12 protein-coding genes are annotated in these 14102 nt (G+C 69.5%); 8 read left to right on the forward strand and 4 right to left on the reverse strand.

The window, feature by feature from the left end:
- Nucleotides 1-138 precede the first annotated feature (138 nt).
- Nucleotides 139-1440 carry an NCS2 family permease gene (locus tag F3J10_RS03005; protein ID WP_167240957.1) on the reverse strand — a complete coding sequence of 434 codons (1302 nt, stop codon included), beginning with the start codon at nucleotides 1438-1440 and terminating at the stop codon, nucleotides 139-141.
- Between the two features lie 456 nt (nucleotides 1441-1896).
- Here F3J10_RS03005 and F3J10_RS03010 point away from each other — a divergent pair, with 456 nt between their 5' ends.
- Nucleotides 1897-2361 carry a TIGR02594 family protein gene (locus F3J10_RS03010; protein WP_167240959.1) on the forward strand — a complete coding sequence of 155 codons (465 nt, stop codon included), beginning with the start codon at nucleotides 1897-1899 and terminating at the stop codon, nucleotides 2359-2361.
- 422 nt (nucleotides 2362-2783) lie between these two features.
- Nucleotides 2784-3071 (forward strand): hypothetical protein, encoded by a 288-nt coding sequence (locus tag F3J10_RS03015; protein WP_025100837.1) that lies wholly within the window; start codon nucleotides 2784-2786, stop codon nucleotides 3069-3071.
- 113 nt (nucleotides 3072-3184) lie between these two features.
- Here the strand turns inward: F3J10_RS03015 and F3J10_RS03020 are convergent, their stop codons facing one another.
- Nucleotides 3185-4222: an AraC family transcriptional regulator gene (locus F3J10_RS03020; RefSeq protein WP_167240961.1), complete on the reverse strand. Its 1038-nt coding sequence runs from the start codon at nucleotides 4220-4222 to the stop codon at nucleotides 3185-3187.
- Between the two features lie 245 nt (nucleotides 4223-4467).
- Here F3J10_RS03020 and F3J10_RS03025 point away from each other — a divergent pair, with 245 nt between their 5' ends.
- From F3J10_RS03025 to F3J10_RS03050, 6 genes are all read left to right on the forward strand, one after another.
- A complete protein-coding gene (locus F3J10_RS03025) occupies nucleotides 4468-5601 on the forward strand; it encodes an acyl-CoA dehydrogenase (protein ID WP_017920455.1) in 1134 nt (377 codons plus the stop codon).
- 86 nt (nucleotides 5602-5687) lie between these two features.
- Nucleotides 5688-7379, forward strand: coding sequence for an AMP-binding protein (locus F3J10_RS03030; RefSeq protein ID WP_167240963.1), 1692 nt, complete (start codon nucleotides 5688-5690; stop codon nucleotides 7377-7379).
- A gap of 124 nt (nucleotides 7380-7503) precedes the next feature.
- Complete coding sequence (locus F3J10_RS03035) at nucleotides 7504-9033, forward strand: CoA-acylating methylmalonate-semialdehyde dehydrogenase (RefSeq protein ID WP_167240965.1); 1530 nt, start codon at nucleotides 7504-7506, stop codon at nucleotides 9031-9033.
- Nucleotides 9034-9073: 40 nt separating this feature from the next.
- Nucleotides 9074-9976 carry a 3-hydroxyisobutyrate dehydrogenase gene (gene mmsB, locus F3J10_RS03040; RefSeq protein WP_013689685.1) on the forward strand — a complete coding sequence of 301 codons (903 nt, stop codon included), beginning with the start codon at nucleotides 9074-9076 and terminating at the stop codon, nucleotides 9974-9976.
- A complete protein-coding gene (locus F3J10_RS03045) occupies nucleotides 9973-10767 on the forward strand; it encodes an enoyl-CoA hydratase (protein WP_046580346.1) in 795 nt (264 codons plus the stop codon). Before mmsB ends, F3J10_RS03045 begins: the two co-directional genes overlap by 4 nt.
- Nucleotides 10764-11972 (forward strand): enoyl-CoA hydratase/isomerase family protein, encoded by a 1209-nt coding sequence (locus tag F3J10_RS03050; protein ID WP_167240967.1) that lies wholly within the window; start codon nucleotides 10764-10766, stop codon nucleotides 11970-11972. The genes F3J10_RS03045 and F3J10_RS03050 overlap by 4 nt, the downstream gene beginning before the upstream one ends.
- 40 nt (nucleotides 11973-12012) lie before the next feature.
- Here the strand turns inward: F3J10_RS03050 and F3J10_RS03055 are convergent, their stop codons facing one another.
- Together F3J10_RS03055 and F3J10_RS03060 are read right to left on the reverse strand one after the other, a co-directional pair.
- The gene (locus F3J10_RS03055; protein WP_025100513.1) at nucleotides 12013-13236 is read right to left on the reverse strand and encodes an MFS transporter; all 1224 of its coding nucleotides are present in this window, start codon (nucleotides 13234-13236) and stop codon (nucleotides 12013-12015) included.
- Nucleotides 13233-14072: an alpha/beta hydrolase gene (locus tag F3J10_RS03060; RefSeq protein WP_205200135.1), complete on the reverse strand. Its 840-nt coding sequence runs from the start codon at nucleotides 14070-14072 to the stop codon at nucleotides 13233-13235. Before F3J10_RS03060 ends, F3J10_RS03055 begins: the two co-directional genes overlap by 4 nt.
- Nucleotides 14073-14102 lie beyond the last annotated feature (30 nt).

The raw sequence follows: 14102 nt of genomic DNA on the forward strand, positions 1-14102 counted from the left end.
GCGCATAGTATAGCCATCCCGGCCGGCCGGAACATATCGGCACGATCCAGGGGCCGGCGGGCCGCGCGAGGCCTTCGCCGGGCCGGAAACGGCGACGCCGCCCGAAGGCGGCGTCGCATGCCGGGCTGGGCGCGAGGCTTATTCGCCGCCCAGGTAGAAGTAGCGGAACAGGAACACGATCGCGATGATCCACACGATCGCCTTGACCTCCTTCGCGCGCCCGGTCAGCAGCTTGAGGCCGGCATAGGCGATGAAGCCGAAGGCCACGCCGTTGGCGATCGAGTAGGTGAAGGGCATCAGCAGGGCGGTCAGCGCGGCCGGCACCGCCTCGGTGGCGTCGTCCCAGGGCACGTCCACCATGTCGCGCAGCATCAGGCAGGACACGTAGAGCAGGGCCGGCGCGGTGGCATAGGCCGGCACCACGCCCGCCAGCGGCGCGATGAAGAGGCACGCCAGGAACAGCACGGCCACCGTCACCGCCGTCATGCCGGTGCGCCCGCCCGCCTGCACGCCCGAGGCGCTCTCGATGTAGGCGGTGGTCGACGAGGTGCCCAGCACCGAGCCGGCCACGATCGCGGTGCTGTCGGCCAGCAGGGCCTTGTTCAGGCGCTGCATCTTGCCTTCCACCAGCAGGCCGGCGCGGTTGGCCACGCCCATCAGGGTGCCGGTGGCGTCGAACAGCTCGACCAGGAAGAACACCAGGATCACGTTGATCACGCCGGTCGACAGCGCGGCCTTGATGTCGAGCTTGAACAGGGTGGGCTCGATCGAGGGCGGCATCGAGACGATGCCGTGGAACTGGTTGCCGCCGAAGAAGAACGACAGCACGGTGACCGCCACGATGCCGATCAGGATCGCACCGCGCACGCGCAGCGCATCGAGCGTGACGATCAGGAAGAAGCCGACGATCGCCAGGATGGTGGCGGGCTGGTGCAGGTTGCCGAGCGTGACCAGGGTGGCCGGGCTGCCGGTGATCACGCCGGCCGTCTTCAGCGAGATGATGCCGAGGAACAGGCCGATGCCGGCCGTGATCGCCACCCGCAGCGTCTTGGGGATGCCGTTGATGATCGCCTCGCGCACCCGGAACAGGGTGACCAGCAGGAACAGGCAGCCGGAGATGAACACCGCGCCGAGCGCGGCCTCCCAGGTGAAGCCCATGCCCTTGACCACCGCGTAGGCGAAGTAGGCGTTCAGGCCCATGCCCGGTGCGCAGGCCACCGGGTAGTTGGCGTACAGACCCATGATCAGCGAGGCGAGCGCGGCCACCAGGCAGGTCGCGACGAACACCGATTCCTTGGGCATGCCGGCATCGCCGAGAATCGCCGGATTCACGAAGATGATGTAAGCCATGGTAAGGAAGGTGGTCACGCCCGCCAGCAGTTCGGTGCGCAGGTCGGTTCCGGCTTCCTGGAAGCCGAAATACCGTTTGATCGAGTCCATGAAGAGGGTTCTCCGGTCGGTGGTCGTCTTGCTCGACGTTTCGTTCGTGTGACTGGTTTTCGTGGCGGCTCGCGCCGCGCGCGCGGCCCGTTGGGGACGGCCCGTTGGGGACGGCGACGGGCGGGATTGTAAACGCAGCACGAGCGCGCGCCTACGATTGCCGGGCACGGCACCGACCCGCTACGATGGCGGCTCATGCGCGCTCGCCCGGCCCCGCACGAACGCCGACATACGATAAGTCGCCAAAAATACCCGAGAGAGCATGTCGAACCATCCCGAACCGAGGCACGCGCGCCGGCTGCCGCGAGCCGGCCGCCAGGCGTTTCGAGCGCCGCGTCCGTTGACTTGCGCGGCGTCGTTGCCGGCCATCCCGGCGATCCTTTCGATTTCGTTGCGCGCGCATCGATTGGCGTCGAGACCGGCGCTGGCACGCGATGCACGCGAGGAGGGCCCGCGATGAAGCCCGAACGCCACCGCATCGATGCCGCAGCGCCGCCATGGATGCCGGTCGCCTTCGCCGAGGCAGGCATCGCGCGCTACGGCGCCGGCCGCAGCAATCCGCGCATCGTCGAATACAACGGCGCCACCAACCTGGCCGGCTACGACGACAAGATCTCCTGGTGCTCCTCGTTCGCGAACTGGTGCATCACGCGCGCCGGCTTGGCCGGCACCGGCTCGGCGCTGGCGCGCTCCTGGCTCGACTGGGGACGCGAGCTGGCCGAACCCGTTTACGGCTGCATCGCCGTGCTGATGCGCGACGATCCGAACAGTTGGAAAGGGCACGTCGGTTTTTATCTGCGCCACGAAGGCGACTCGATCGTGCTGTTCGGCGGCAACCAGCTCGACGAAGTGCGCGAGCTGGCCTATCCGCGCGCGGAACTGCTCGCCTATCGCTGGCCGCACGAGATGCAAGGCCGCTGAACGCGAGACGCGATGGATTTCACGCGGCCGCAATGGCGGCGTCCATCGTTGCAGGCGGCTCGCACCGCGATTGTGCATCGCGTCGGGCACGAAAACTGTTCTGTATCGTCCACGCGACACCCGCCGGAAACGCGTTCGTGAAGCCATCCCTTGCCACGCCTGGATTCACGGGCTTTACACATCCGACAATTAACAATGGATCGGAAAGAATCGCATTTTGGATGTAAAAGATTGCAAGGCGCTATCGCGAAAAAGAGGATTGGACTCTAGGATGTGATGGTGGGTCGGACGACTTTGAGGACGTCGATGCAGCGACACGAGATTCGCCGCGTCGACGTCCCGGCAGCAGGCAAAACCGGTATTCGCCGGGCCATGGTGGCCTGGATTCCCGTTCGAATTCATCGGTCGATACGGAGGTAAGCATGTTGAACTGGATCAGTCGTTGGGCGATGCGGCATGCCCCCACTCCCGAGAAAACCGCCGCCTCGATGCTCGTCACGGCGCGCATGGAGTTGTTCACCGCCGAGCAGCGCGTGATCGACGCGAAACTGCAGGCCGATTACTGGCGCACGCGCGTGTCCTTCCTGGAAGAGGTGCAGAAGCAGGGCATCGATCCGTGGGTCACCGCTGCCGCGCATCCGGCCGCGGAACCCGCACCGGCCGCTGCCGCGCGCGGCCAGGGCGGCCCGCGCCTGGCGGCCAGCACCTGACATGACGGCCTGCTTCGCCGTCTCGCGCCAAGGCGTGATGGCGCGTCCATCCTGTCATTGCCGAATCGAACGGGCTCGCCACGCGGGCCCGTTCTCCTCGCGCATCGCTTCACTCAGCCGGGCCGATTAGCCCTGGCCGCCAGTTCGCGCTCGCGATAGGCGGCCGGGCTCAGCCCGCTCCATCCCTTGAAGGCTCGGTAGAACGCGCTCGGCTCCGCGAAGCCGGCCGCGCTCGCCACGTCGGCCACCGTCAGCTCGCTGTCGGCCAGCGCCGCGCAGGCGATCTCGTAGCGCAGCGCATCCTTGATCTCCTGGTACGAGGCGCCTTCCTGGCGCAGCTTGCGCCTGAGCGTGGCCTCGGCCACGTGCAGGCGCGCGGCGATGCCGGCCGCGTCGGGCCAGTCGGCCGGCAAGGCTGAGCGCAGCACCGCGCGCACGCGGCTCGCCAGCGAATCGGGGTTGCGGTACTTGACGATGAAGTTGCCGGGCGCGTTGCGCAGGAAGGTCTTCAGCGAGGCGCCGCTCTGTACCACCGGCAGCGTCGCGAAAGCCGGATCGAACTCGACGCAGGACTCGGCCTGGTCGAAGCGCAGGTCCTCGCAGAAGATCTGTTGATAGTCGCGCGCGACCTCGGGCGGCGCGCTGCGCAGCTGCGCGCGCAGCACCGGGATGCGCCGCCCGATCAGCCAGCAGGTCAGCCCATACACCACGATGAAAAAAGTCGCGTAGGCGAACACCGGCGGCCTCGCGTCGGCCTCGCGATGCACGAAGCGCAGCCGCACGCGCTGCGCGTCGACATCGAGTTCGGCATGCAGGTCGTCGAGCACGCCGCGCATCACGTTGAGCGCGCGCGACAGCGCGCTCAACCCGCTGCGCGCGCCCAGCGCCGCCTGGCTCATGGCGATGAAGGTGCCGCTGCGCATCGGGTGAGAATCCTGGCCGAAGAACTCGTCGTCGAGCGTGCGCGCGATCGCGTTCCAGAGCGCGCCGTACTGGCGCGCGCTCACATGCGCCTCGGGATCGGCCAGCGCATCGGGCGCGATGCCGGCCTGCGCGAGCAGCGCGTCGGGGTCGGCGCCGCCCTGGCGCGCGAGCGCGATGCTGGTGGCGACCAGGCGGATCGAGACGGTTCCTTTGTCGGCGGCTTTCATGCGGGGTAGGTCCGAGGTGCGGGCGGCGCGGCCCCTGGCGGCGAGGCACGCGCTTGGAGGCGTGATTCGGGGCGAGATTCGGGGCGATATGGCACGCACGAACATGCTATGGCAAAAACGATCATTGTAATTGAGTGCGGCGAGCATCGAAACACCGGCCGGCCTTGCCTACACTGAGGTCATCGACGAACGAATCAGTTACCGGCTGCCGCGGCGCGGCACCGGATCAGGAGACAGGCCCCGCCATGGATGCGCTCTATACCGAAGACCAGCGGATGATTCGCGACAGCGTCCGCGATTTCTCCACCGAAGTGCTCGCGCCGAACGCGGCGCAATGGGACCGCGAGGGCGCGCTGCCCGATCGCGTGGTCGCGCAGATGGGCGAGCTGGGCCTGCTCGGCATGGTGGTGCCGGCCGAGTGGGACGGTTCGTATACCGATTACACCGCCTATGCGCTGGCGGTGGAGGAAATCGCCGCCGGCTGCGCGTCCTGCGCCACGCTGATGAGCGTGCAGAACTCGGTGTGCTGCGGCCCGATCCTGAACTACGGCACCGACGCGCAGCGCGATCGCTGGTTGCGCGAGCTGGCCTCGGGCCGGATGGTCGGCTCGTTCTGCCTGACCGAGCCGCAGGCCGGCTCCGAGGCGAACAACCTGCGCACCCGCGCGGTGCTGCAGGACGGCCGCTGGGTGCTGAACGGCAGCAAGCAGTTCATCTCGAACGCCTCGCGCGCCGGCGTGGCGATCGTTTTTGCCATGACCGATCCCGAGCAGGGCAAGCGCGGCCTGTCGGCCTTCATCGTGCCGACCGACACGCCCGGCTTCAACGTCGGCAAGCCCGAGAAGAAGCTCGGCATCCGCGCCTCGGACACCTGCCCGATCACGCTGGAGAACTGCGCGATCCCCGAGGAGAACCTGCTCGGCGCGCGCGGCGAGGGCCTCAAGATCGCGCTGGCGAATCTCGAGGGCGGGCGCATCGGTATCGCCGCGCAGGCGGTGGGCATCGCGCGTGCCGCCTTCGACAAGGCCTGCCGCTACGCCGCCGAGCGCACCCAATTCGGCAAGCCGATCAAGGAGCACCAGGCGATCGCCGAGAAGCTCGCCGACATGGCCACCCAGCTGAACGCGGCGCGCCTGCTGGTGCATCACGCCGCGCGGCTGCGCACCGAAGGGCTGCCCTGCCTGTCGGAAGCCTCGCAGGCCAAGCTGTTCGCCTCGGAGATGGCCGAGAAGGTCTGCTCCGACGCGATCCAGGTCCACGGCGGCTACGGCTACCTGGCCGATTACGAAGTCGAGCGCCATTACCGCGATGCGCGCATCACGCAGATCTACGAAGGGACCAGCGAAGTGCAGCGCATGGTGATCGCGCGGCAGCTCTGATCCGGCACGCGAGGCCGGCGTATGATCACCACCACACGACGACGCACGCCAGAACGTTGCGCGACGAGACGGAAGGAGACGAAACGATGACGGCACAGGCTTTCCTCGATGCCCGCGATTTCCTGCTGCGGCACCGGACCGACTACGACACGGCTTACCGCGATTTCCGCTGGCCGCAGCTCGAGTCGTTCAACTGGGCGCTCGACTACTTCGACGCGATGGCGCAGGGTAACGAGTGCCCCGCGCTGTGGATCGTCGATGCGGCGACAGGCGCGGGCGAGCCGGTTTCGTTCGCGCGCATGTCGGAGCAATCGTCGAGGATTGCCAATCATCTGCGCCGGCTCGGCGTGGGCCGCGGCGACCGCCTGCTGCTGATGCTGCCGAACCGCGTCGAGCTGTGGGAGACCATGCTGGCCGCGATGAAGCTCGGTGCGGTGGTGCTGCCCGCCACCACCCAGCTGCCCGCCGAGGAGATCCGCGATCGCGTGACGATCGGCGGCGCGCGCTACGCGGTGATCGACGCGGCCGAGGCTGCGAAATTCGACCAGGCCGGCGTGGAGGTGACGCGCATCATCGTCGGCGGCGCGCGCGAGGGCTGGCTGCGCTACGACGAGGGCTACGCCGCCCCGGCCGAATTCGCGCCCGACGCGCCCACCCACGTCGACGACACGCTGCTGCTCTATTTCACCTCGGGAACCACCTCCAAGCCGAAGCTGGTCGAGCACACCCATCGCACCTACCCGGTCGGCAGCCTCTCCACGCTGTACTGGATCGGCCTGCAACCGGGCGACATCCACTGGAACATCAGCTCGCCGGGCTGGGCCAAGCATGCCTGGAGCTGCTTCTTCGCGCCCTGGAACGCGCAGGCCTGCGTGTTCGCCTTCAACTACACGCGCTTCGATCCCAAGCAGGCGCTCGACGCGCTGGTGCGCTACGGCATCACCACGCTGTGCGCGCCGCCGACGGTCTGGCGCATGCTGGTGCAGCAGCCGCTGGCCTCCTACGCGGTCAAACTGCGCGAGATCATCGGCGCGGGCGAGCCGCTCAACCCCGAGATCATCGAGCGCGTGCGCCGCGCCTGGGGCATCACCATCCGCGACGGTTACGGCCAGACCGAAACCACCTGCCTGATCGGCAATTCGCCGGGCCAGCCGGTGGTGGCCGGCTCGATGGGCCGCCCGCTGCCGGGCTACCGCGTGGCCCTGCTCGATCCCGACGGCGTGCCGGTGGAGGAGGGCGAGATCGCGCTGCCGCTGGACGGCGAGCGTCCCGCCGGCCTGATGACCGGCTACGCCAACCACGCCGAGGCCACCGCGCGCGCGATGCGCGACGGCTACTACCGCACCTCCGACATCGCGCTGCGCCGCGACGACGGTTATTACCTCTACATCGGCCGCGCCGACGACGTGTTCAAGTCCTCCGACTACCGCCTGAGCCCGTTCGAGCTGGAGAGCGTGCTGATCGAGCATCCGGCGATCGCCGAGGCGGCCGTGGTGCCGAGCCCCGATCCGCTGCGCCTGTCGGTGCCCAAGACGGTGGTGATGCTGCGCACGGGCTACGAGCCCGATGCGGCGCTGGCTCGCGAGATCTTCCGCTTCTCGCGCGAGAAGCTGGCGCCCTACAAGCGGATCCGCCGGCTGCAGTTCGCCGAGCTGCCCAAGACCATCTCCGGCAAGATCCGCCGCGTCGAGCTGCGCCGCCGCGAGCTGGAGCGCGATGCCGATCCCTCGCTGCGCATGCCCGACGAATACTGGGAGGAGGATTTCCCCAACGAGTGAAGCGGGGCCGGCCGGCCCACGAGGATTGCCGATCGCCGTCGCGCGCGCCGTATCGAACGGCGCGCGTGCGTCATTCACCGGCCGCCGCGCGTTTCGCGCGACGGCCTTCAAGGAGAGCCGAACCATGAACGCAACGCCGATGCCCCGCGCGGGGCAGTCCCTGCCGACGGTCAAGCTGCTGATCGACGGCGAATTCGTCGAGTCGGGCACCCGCGAATGGCGCGAGATCGTCAATCCGGCCACCCAGGAGGTGCTGGCGCGCGTGCCCTTCGCGACCGTCGCCGAGGTGGACGCCGCCGTGCGCGCCGCGCATGCCGCGTTCGCGCAATGGAAGAGCACGCCGATCGGCGCGCGCATGCGCATCATGCTGAAGTACCAGGACCTGATCCGCGCCAACCAGCAGCGCATCGCCAGGACGCTGACGGCCGAGCAGGGCAAGACCCTGCCCGATGCCGAGGGCGACATCTTCCGCGGCCTCGAGGTGGTCGAGCATGCCTGCTCGATCGGCTCGCTGCAACTGGGCGAGTTCGCCGAGAACGTGGCCGGCAGCGTCGACACCTACACGCTGCGCCAGCCGCTGGGCGTATGCGCCGGCATCACGCCGTTCAACTTCCCGGCCATGATCCCGCTGTGGATGTTCCCGATGGCCCTGGTCTGCGGCAACACCTTCGTGCTGAAGCCTTCCGAGCAGGATCCGTTGTCGACCATGGAACTGGTCGAGCTGGCGATCGAGGCCGGCGTGCCCAAGGGCGTGCTCAACGTGGTGCACGGCGGCAAGGAAGTGGTCGACGCGATCTGCACGCACGAGCTGGTGAAGGCGGTGTCCTTCGTCGGCTCGACGGCGGTCGGCACCCACGTCTACCGGCTCGCCGGCGAGCACGGCAAGCGCGTGCAGTCGATGATGGGCGCCAAGAACCACGCGGTGGTGCTGCCCGACGCGAACCGCGAGCAGACCCTCAACGCGCTGGCGGGCGCCGCCTTCGGCGCGGCCGGCCAGCGCTGCATGGCCACCTCGGTGGCGGTGCTGGTGGGCGCCGCGCGCGACTGGGTGCCGGACCTGGTGGCGCGTGCGAAGACGCTCAAGGTCAATGCCGGCGTCGAGCCCGGCACCGACGTCGGCCCGCTGGTGTCGAAGGCGGCCAAGGCGCGCGTGCTGTCGCTGATCGAGGAGGGCGTGGCCGCCGGCGCGACGCTCGCGCTCGACGGCCGCGGCGTGACGGTGCCCGGCTACGAGGACGGCAACTTCGTCGGGCCCACGGTGTTCACCGACGTGAAGACCGACATGAGCATCTACACCAGGGAGATCTTCGGGCCGGTGCTGGTGGTGCTGAGCGCCGACACGCTCGACGAGGCCATCGCCCTGGTCAACGCCAATCCGTTCGGCAACGGCGTGGGCCTGTTCACGCAGAGCGGGGCGGCGGCGCGCAAGTTCCAGAGCGAGATCGACATCGGCCAGGTCGGCATCAACATCCCGATCCCGGTGCCGGTGCCGTACTTCAGCTTCACCGGCTCGCGCGGCTCCAAGCTCGGCGACCTCGGCCCCTACGGCAAGCAGGTGGTGCAGTTCTACACGCAGACCAAGACCGTCACCGCGCGCTGGTTCGACGACGACGCCACGGCCGGCGCGGTGAACACCACCATCCGGCTCGGCTGAGACGGGACAAGACAGCGATAGCTACATCGGGAGACACGTCATGAAGATCGGATTCATCGGCCTCGGCCACATGGGCGCGCCGATGGCGCTCAATCTCGTCAAGGCCGGCCACGAGGTGCGGGCCTTCGACCTCAGCGAGGACGCGCTGCGGCTGGTGGCCGACGGCGGCGCGAAGCTGGCGGGTTCGGCGCGCGAGGCGGCCGAGGGCGCCGAGTTCGTGATCACCATGCTGCCGGCCGCGGTCCACGTGCGCCGCGCGCTGACGGACGAGAACGGCGTGCTGGCCGGGCTCGCGCCGGGCGCCACGGTGATCGACTCGAGCACCATCGACCCGGCCAGCGCGCAGGCCTTCGGCGAGCTGGTGCGCGAGCGCGGCGGCGCCTTCGTCGATGCGCCCGTGTCGGGCGGTACCGGCGGTGCCGCGGCCGGCACGCTGACCTTCATGGTCGGCGGCAGCGTGGCCGAGTTCGAGCGCGTCACGCCGGTGCTGACCGGCATGGGCCGCAACGTGGTGCATTGCGGGCCGACCGGGATGGGGCAGGTGGCCAAGGTCTGCAACAACCTGGTGCTCGGCATCTCGATGGCCGGCGTGGCCGAGGCGATGTCGCTGGGCGTGGCGCTCGGCATCGACCCGAAGGTGCTGGGCGGCATCCTCAACACCTCGACCGGCCGCTGCTGGAGCGCGGACACCTACAACCCCTACCCGGGCGTGATCGAGACCGCGCCGTCCTCGCGCGGCTACACCGGCGGCTTCGGAACCGACCTGATGCTGAAGGACCTGGGCCTGGCCAACGACGCCGCGAAGCAGGTGCGCCAGCCCGTCTATCTCGGCGCGCTCGCGCAGCAGCTCTACCAGACCGTGAGCAGCCGCGGCGATGGCCGGCTCGATTTCTCGGCGGTGATCCGCCTCTACCAGATGCCCGCTTCCAAGGACTCCCGATGATCGAACTTACCGAAATCGACGGCGGCGCGATCGCGCTGCTGACGCTGTCGCGGCCGCCCGCCAACGCCTTCACGGCCGAGGGCCTGGCCGAGCTGGAGCGCAGCGTGGCGCGGCTCGAGGCGACGCCCGCGCTGCGCGCGCTGGTGATCACCGGCGCCGGCCCGAAATTCTTCTGCGGCGGCGCCGACCTCGACACCTTCGCCAGCGGCGACCACGCCGTGGCGCGTGCCATGGCGGCGCGTTTCGGTGCCGCCTTCGCGAAGCTGCAGGCCGCGCGTTTCGTGACGATCGCCGCGATCAACGGTTATGCGATGGGCGGCGGCCTGGAGTGCGCGCTGGCCTGCGATATGCGGATCGCCGAGCGGCATGCGCAGATGGCGCTGCCCGAACCGGCGGTCGGCCTGCTGCCCTGCGGGCTCGGCACCCAGACGCTGCCCTGGCTGGTCGGCGAGGGCTGGGCCAAGCGCATCGTGCTGGCCGGCCTGCGCGTCGATGCCGAGACGGCGCTGCGCATCGGCCTGGTCGAGGAGCTGGTGGAGACCGGCGCCGCGCGCGAGGCCGGCATCGAGCTGGCGCGCCGCGTGGCCGCTCTCGCGCCGCGCGCCACCGAATCGAGCAAGGCGCTGATCGCGCTGGCGCGGCAGGGCGTGCCCTTCGATGCCGCCGTCGCGCTGGAGCGCGAACGTTTCGTCGACCTGTTCGACACCGGCGAGCCGCGCGAAGGCGTGGCCGCCTTCTTCGGCAAGCGTCGCCCCGACTGGCACGCTGCCCATCACGGAGACAAGCAATGAGCATGGCGCTACAGGCATCCATGGTTTCTTCCGCCTCGGCGCCGGCGGTCGAGGCGTCAACGGCGTCCACCCCGGCCGGCGCGGCTGCTGCGGCCAGCAAGGGCCCCGACGTGACGATGCGCGTGATCAATCGCGTCGCCGTCATCACGCTCGACCGGCCGGCCGCGCTGAACGCGCTCTCGCACGCGATGGTGCGCGAGCTCGCGGTGCTGGTGGAGCGCTGCCGCGCGGACCAGCAGATCCTCGCCGTCGTGCTGCGCGGCGCCGGCGAGAAGGGCTTCTGCGCGGGCGGCGACGTGCGCGCGCTGTATCACGAGGCGAAGGCCGGCTCACGCGACTGGCTGCACTTCTTCGTCGACGAATACCGGCTCGACTACGCGCTGCACACCTTTCCCAAGCCGGTGGTGGCGCTGATGGACGGCATCACCATGGGCGGCGGCATGGGGCTCGCCCAGGGTGCCGCGCTGCGCGTGACCACCGAGCGCAGCAAGCTGGCGATGCCGGAAACGCGCATCGGCTTCGTGCCCGACGTGGGCGCCACGCACTTCCTGTCGGCGCTGCCGGTGGAGCTGGCGCTCTACATCGGGCTGACCGGCGTGACCTTGTCGGGTGCCGATGCATTGGTCGCTCGTCTCGCCGATCTCTGCGTGCCGGCCTCGTGGCTGGAGACCTTCGAGCAGCGCCTGGAACGCGCCGAGCTGGGCGGGCCCGACCTGCCGGGCGCGCTGCGCGCGGTGTTCGAGCCGCCCTGCAACATCGTTCCGCATGCCACGCTGGACGGCCAGTTGCCCTGGATCGTCCGGCACTTCGACCGGCGCTCCAGCGTCGAGCGGATCGTCGCCACGCTGCGCCACGATCTCGGCCGCGACGAGAGCAGCCGCGAATACCGGCAATGGCTGCAGGCCACGCTCGATGCGCTGACCGGCCATTCGCCGACCATGCTGCTGGTCACGCGCGACGCGCTGCTGCGTGGGCGCCAGATGACGCTGGCCGAATCGTTCCGCATGGAACTGTCGATCGGCTCGCGCGCGATCGAGGACGGCGATTTCGTCGAGGGCGTTCGCGCGCACCTAGTGGACAAGGATCGCCGTCCGCGCTGGGCGCCGGCCACGCTGACGGAAGTGCGCGGCGAGCGGGTGCGGCATTTCCTGAGCTCGCCGTGGAAGCTGGAGGCGCATCCGCTGGTGGACCTGGGACGGGAGTGAGAGGGTATCGGCCGACCGGCGAAGCCGGGGAAGCGGCCTGCTAGCGCCGGCCGCGTCCGCATCCGAGCCACGCGATGGCGACCGGAATCGCGCCGAGCGCGCAGACCGCGGGCCATCCGCCGAGCGACCAGCAGAAGCCGACCAGGACCGACATCGTGGCGCCGCCGCAGAACATCGCGATCTGGTAGATCGCGTTCAGGCGCGTTCTGAAGTTCGCATCGAGACCATAGAGGATGGTCCGGTTCGAGATGTCGACCAGGGTCGCGCTGATGTCGAGCGCGATCAGCGCCGGCGCCATCCAGGCCAGGTGCCCCCTGAGGAGCACGAGCAGCAGCCATGACAGCGCCATGCCCGCCAGCGCCAGGCGCCGCATGCGATGCGGCCCGGACCGGTCGATGGCCCGGCCGAACCACGGCGCGACGCCGGCCGCCGCCGCTCCGACCAGCGCCACCAGGCCGACCGCGCGCGGCGTCCAGCCGAAGCCGGGGCCTTGCAGATAGAGCGTCGCCCCCAGCCAGAACACGTTGAACGAGCCGAAGCCAAGGGCCTGGCACAGCGCGGCGATACGCAGCTCGGGCAGGGTGCGAAGCAGGCGCGGCAGCGAAGCCATCAGGTCTCGATAGCGCTGCTCGCCACGACCCGCCAGGCCGGGTTCATGCTCGAGGACGCGTGACAGGAAGATCAGCAGCAGCGTCATGCCGAGTGCGGCGAGGCCATAAACGGCGCGCCAGCCGAACTGCGTGCCGATCATGCCGGATGCGGTCCGCGCCAGCAGGATGCCGATCACTACTCCGCGCGTCAGCCTGGCCGTCACGTGACCGAGCCGCGAAGGCGGTACGCGCAGGCTGACATAGGGCGGCAAGACGTAGGGGGTGATGCCGAACAGGCCTATCAGCAGCGAGGCGGCCGCGATGGCCGGGCCCGACCCGCTGGCGGCGAACAGGATCAGGGCGGCGATCTGCAAGGGAACGATCGTCAGGAGCAGCCTGCGCGCCGGGACCATGTCGCCGAGCGGCAGCAGGAAGGCCAGCCCCAGCGCCAGGCCGACCTGGCTCAGCCCGGGCAGGATTCCCACCATCCCCGGCGCGATCGACAGCGCGCGGCCCACCTCGACGAGCAGCGGCTGGATGTAATAGGCGTTCGCCACGGCCACCGCGCAGGCCGCGGCCAGCCGGCCGACGGTGCGATCCTCCAGTGCGGCGGCGTGATCGGCTTGCGGGCACGGCGTCTGGCCGTGGCCCTGGCTTGCGATCGGCGCGCTCACCAGGCCAATCCCTCGAAAAACGCCGCGATCTCCGCGGCGGCGCGCTCGGGGTCCTCGCGATGCGGGAAATGCCCGACGCTGGGGAACAGGGCGAGGTCCAGGTCCGGAAACGTTTCGTGAAGGCGGTCGGTCCAGGCGTAGTCGAACATCGGATCGTGCTCGGCCCAGCGCACGCAGGTGGGAAGCATGATGGGCGGCGGCAGGGGCGCGGCGCCGTTCAGCATGGCGAGCCGCGAGGCCGCCGACGCGCGATAGTGCGCCAGGCCCCCCACCACGTTGCCCGGCTTCTGGAAATTCTCGACGAAGCGGTCGAGCACCGCGTCGAAGGCCTCCCTTCGATAGGACCAGTGCCGCAGGAAATAACTGATGTAGCGCTCGATCGTCTCGGGGCTGGCGCCGATCAGGGCCGGCGCGAGGTCGGTCTCGTGAAAGGCCATGTACCAGATATTGCGCAGCCGCTCGGGCGTGCCGAAGCGCGGGCCGATGCCGGGGTGGACGAAGTCGAAGAAGAACAGCCCCGCGAAGCGCTCCGGGGCGGTCCGCGCCAGCGCCTGCATCACGGCGCCGCCGATATCGTGTCCGACCAGGCCGACGCGCCGGCAGTCGAGCGCGTCCAGCAGCGCGAGCAGGTCCCGCGCCTGGTCGTTGGCGCCGAAATCGCCAGCGGGCTTGTCGCTGTCGCCGAAGCCTCGCAGGTCCGGGACGATCAGGCGGAAGCGGCTGGCCAGGCGCGTCATGACCGGCTCCCAGGTCAGCCAGAATTCCGGCCAGCCGTGCAGTAGCATCAAGGGGCGACCGGTGCCGGTCGAGGCGATATGCAGGGTGGCGCCATTCACCTTTTGAAAGCCATGGTCGATCGCGCCTTG

The organism is Burkholderia sp. Cy-637 (assembly GCF_011753175.1).
Classification (GTDB): domain Bacteria; phylum Pseudomonadota; class Gammaproteobacteria; order Burkholderiales; family Burkholderiaceae; genus Burkholderia; species Burkholderia gladioli.

What these genes read in the sequence shown, in the direction of transcription:
- F3J10_RS03005 (WP_167240957.1), bottom strand. Translation starts at nt 1,440, where the DNA reads ATGGACTCGATCAAACGGTATTTCGGCTTCCAGGAAGCCGGAACCGAC.
- F3J10_RS03010 (WP_167240959.1), top strand. Translation starts at nt 1,897, where the DNA reads ATGAAGCCCGAACGCCACCGCATCGATGCCGCAGCGCCGCCATGGATG.
- F3J10_RS03015 (WP_025100837.1), top strand. Translation starts at nt 2,784, where the DNA reads ATGTTGAACTGGATCAGTCGTTGGGCGATGCGGCATGCCCCCACTCCC.
- F3J10_RS03020 (WP_167240961.1), bottom strand. Translation starts at nt 4,222, where the DNA reads ATGAAAGCCGCCGACAAAGGAACCGTCTCGATCCGCCTGGTCGCCACC.
- F3J10_RS03025 (WP_017920455.1), top strand. Translation starts at nt 4,468, where the DNA reads ATGGATGCGCTCTATACCGAAGACCAGCGGATGATTCGCGACAGCGTC.
- F3J10_RS03030 (WP_167240963.1), top strand. Translation starts at nt 5,688, where the DNA reads ATGACGGCACAGGCTTTCCTCGATGCCCGCGATTTCCTGCTGCGGCAC.
- F3J10_RS03035 (WP_167240965.1), top strand. Translation starts at nt 7,504, where the DNA reads ATGAACGCAACGCCGATGCCCCGCGCGGGGCAGTCCCTGCCGACGGTC.
- mmsB (WP_013689685.1), top strand. Translation starts at nt 9,074, where the DNA reads ATGAAGATCGGATTCATCGGCCTCGGCCACATGGGCGCGCCGATGGCG.
- F3J10_RS03045 (WP_046580346.1), top strand. Translation starts at nt 9,973, where the DNA reads ATGATCGAACTTACCGAAATCGACGGCGGCGCGATCGCGCTGCTGACG.
- F3J10_RS03050 (WP_167240967.1), top strand. Translation starts at nt 10,764, where the DNA reads ATGAGCATGGCGCTACAGGCATCCATGGTTTCTTCCGCCTCGGCGCCG.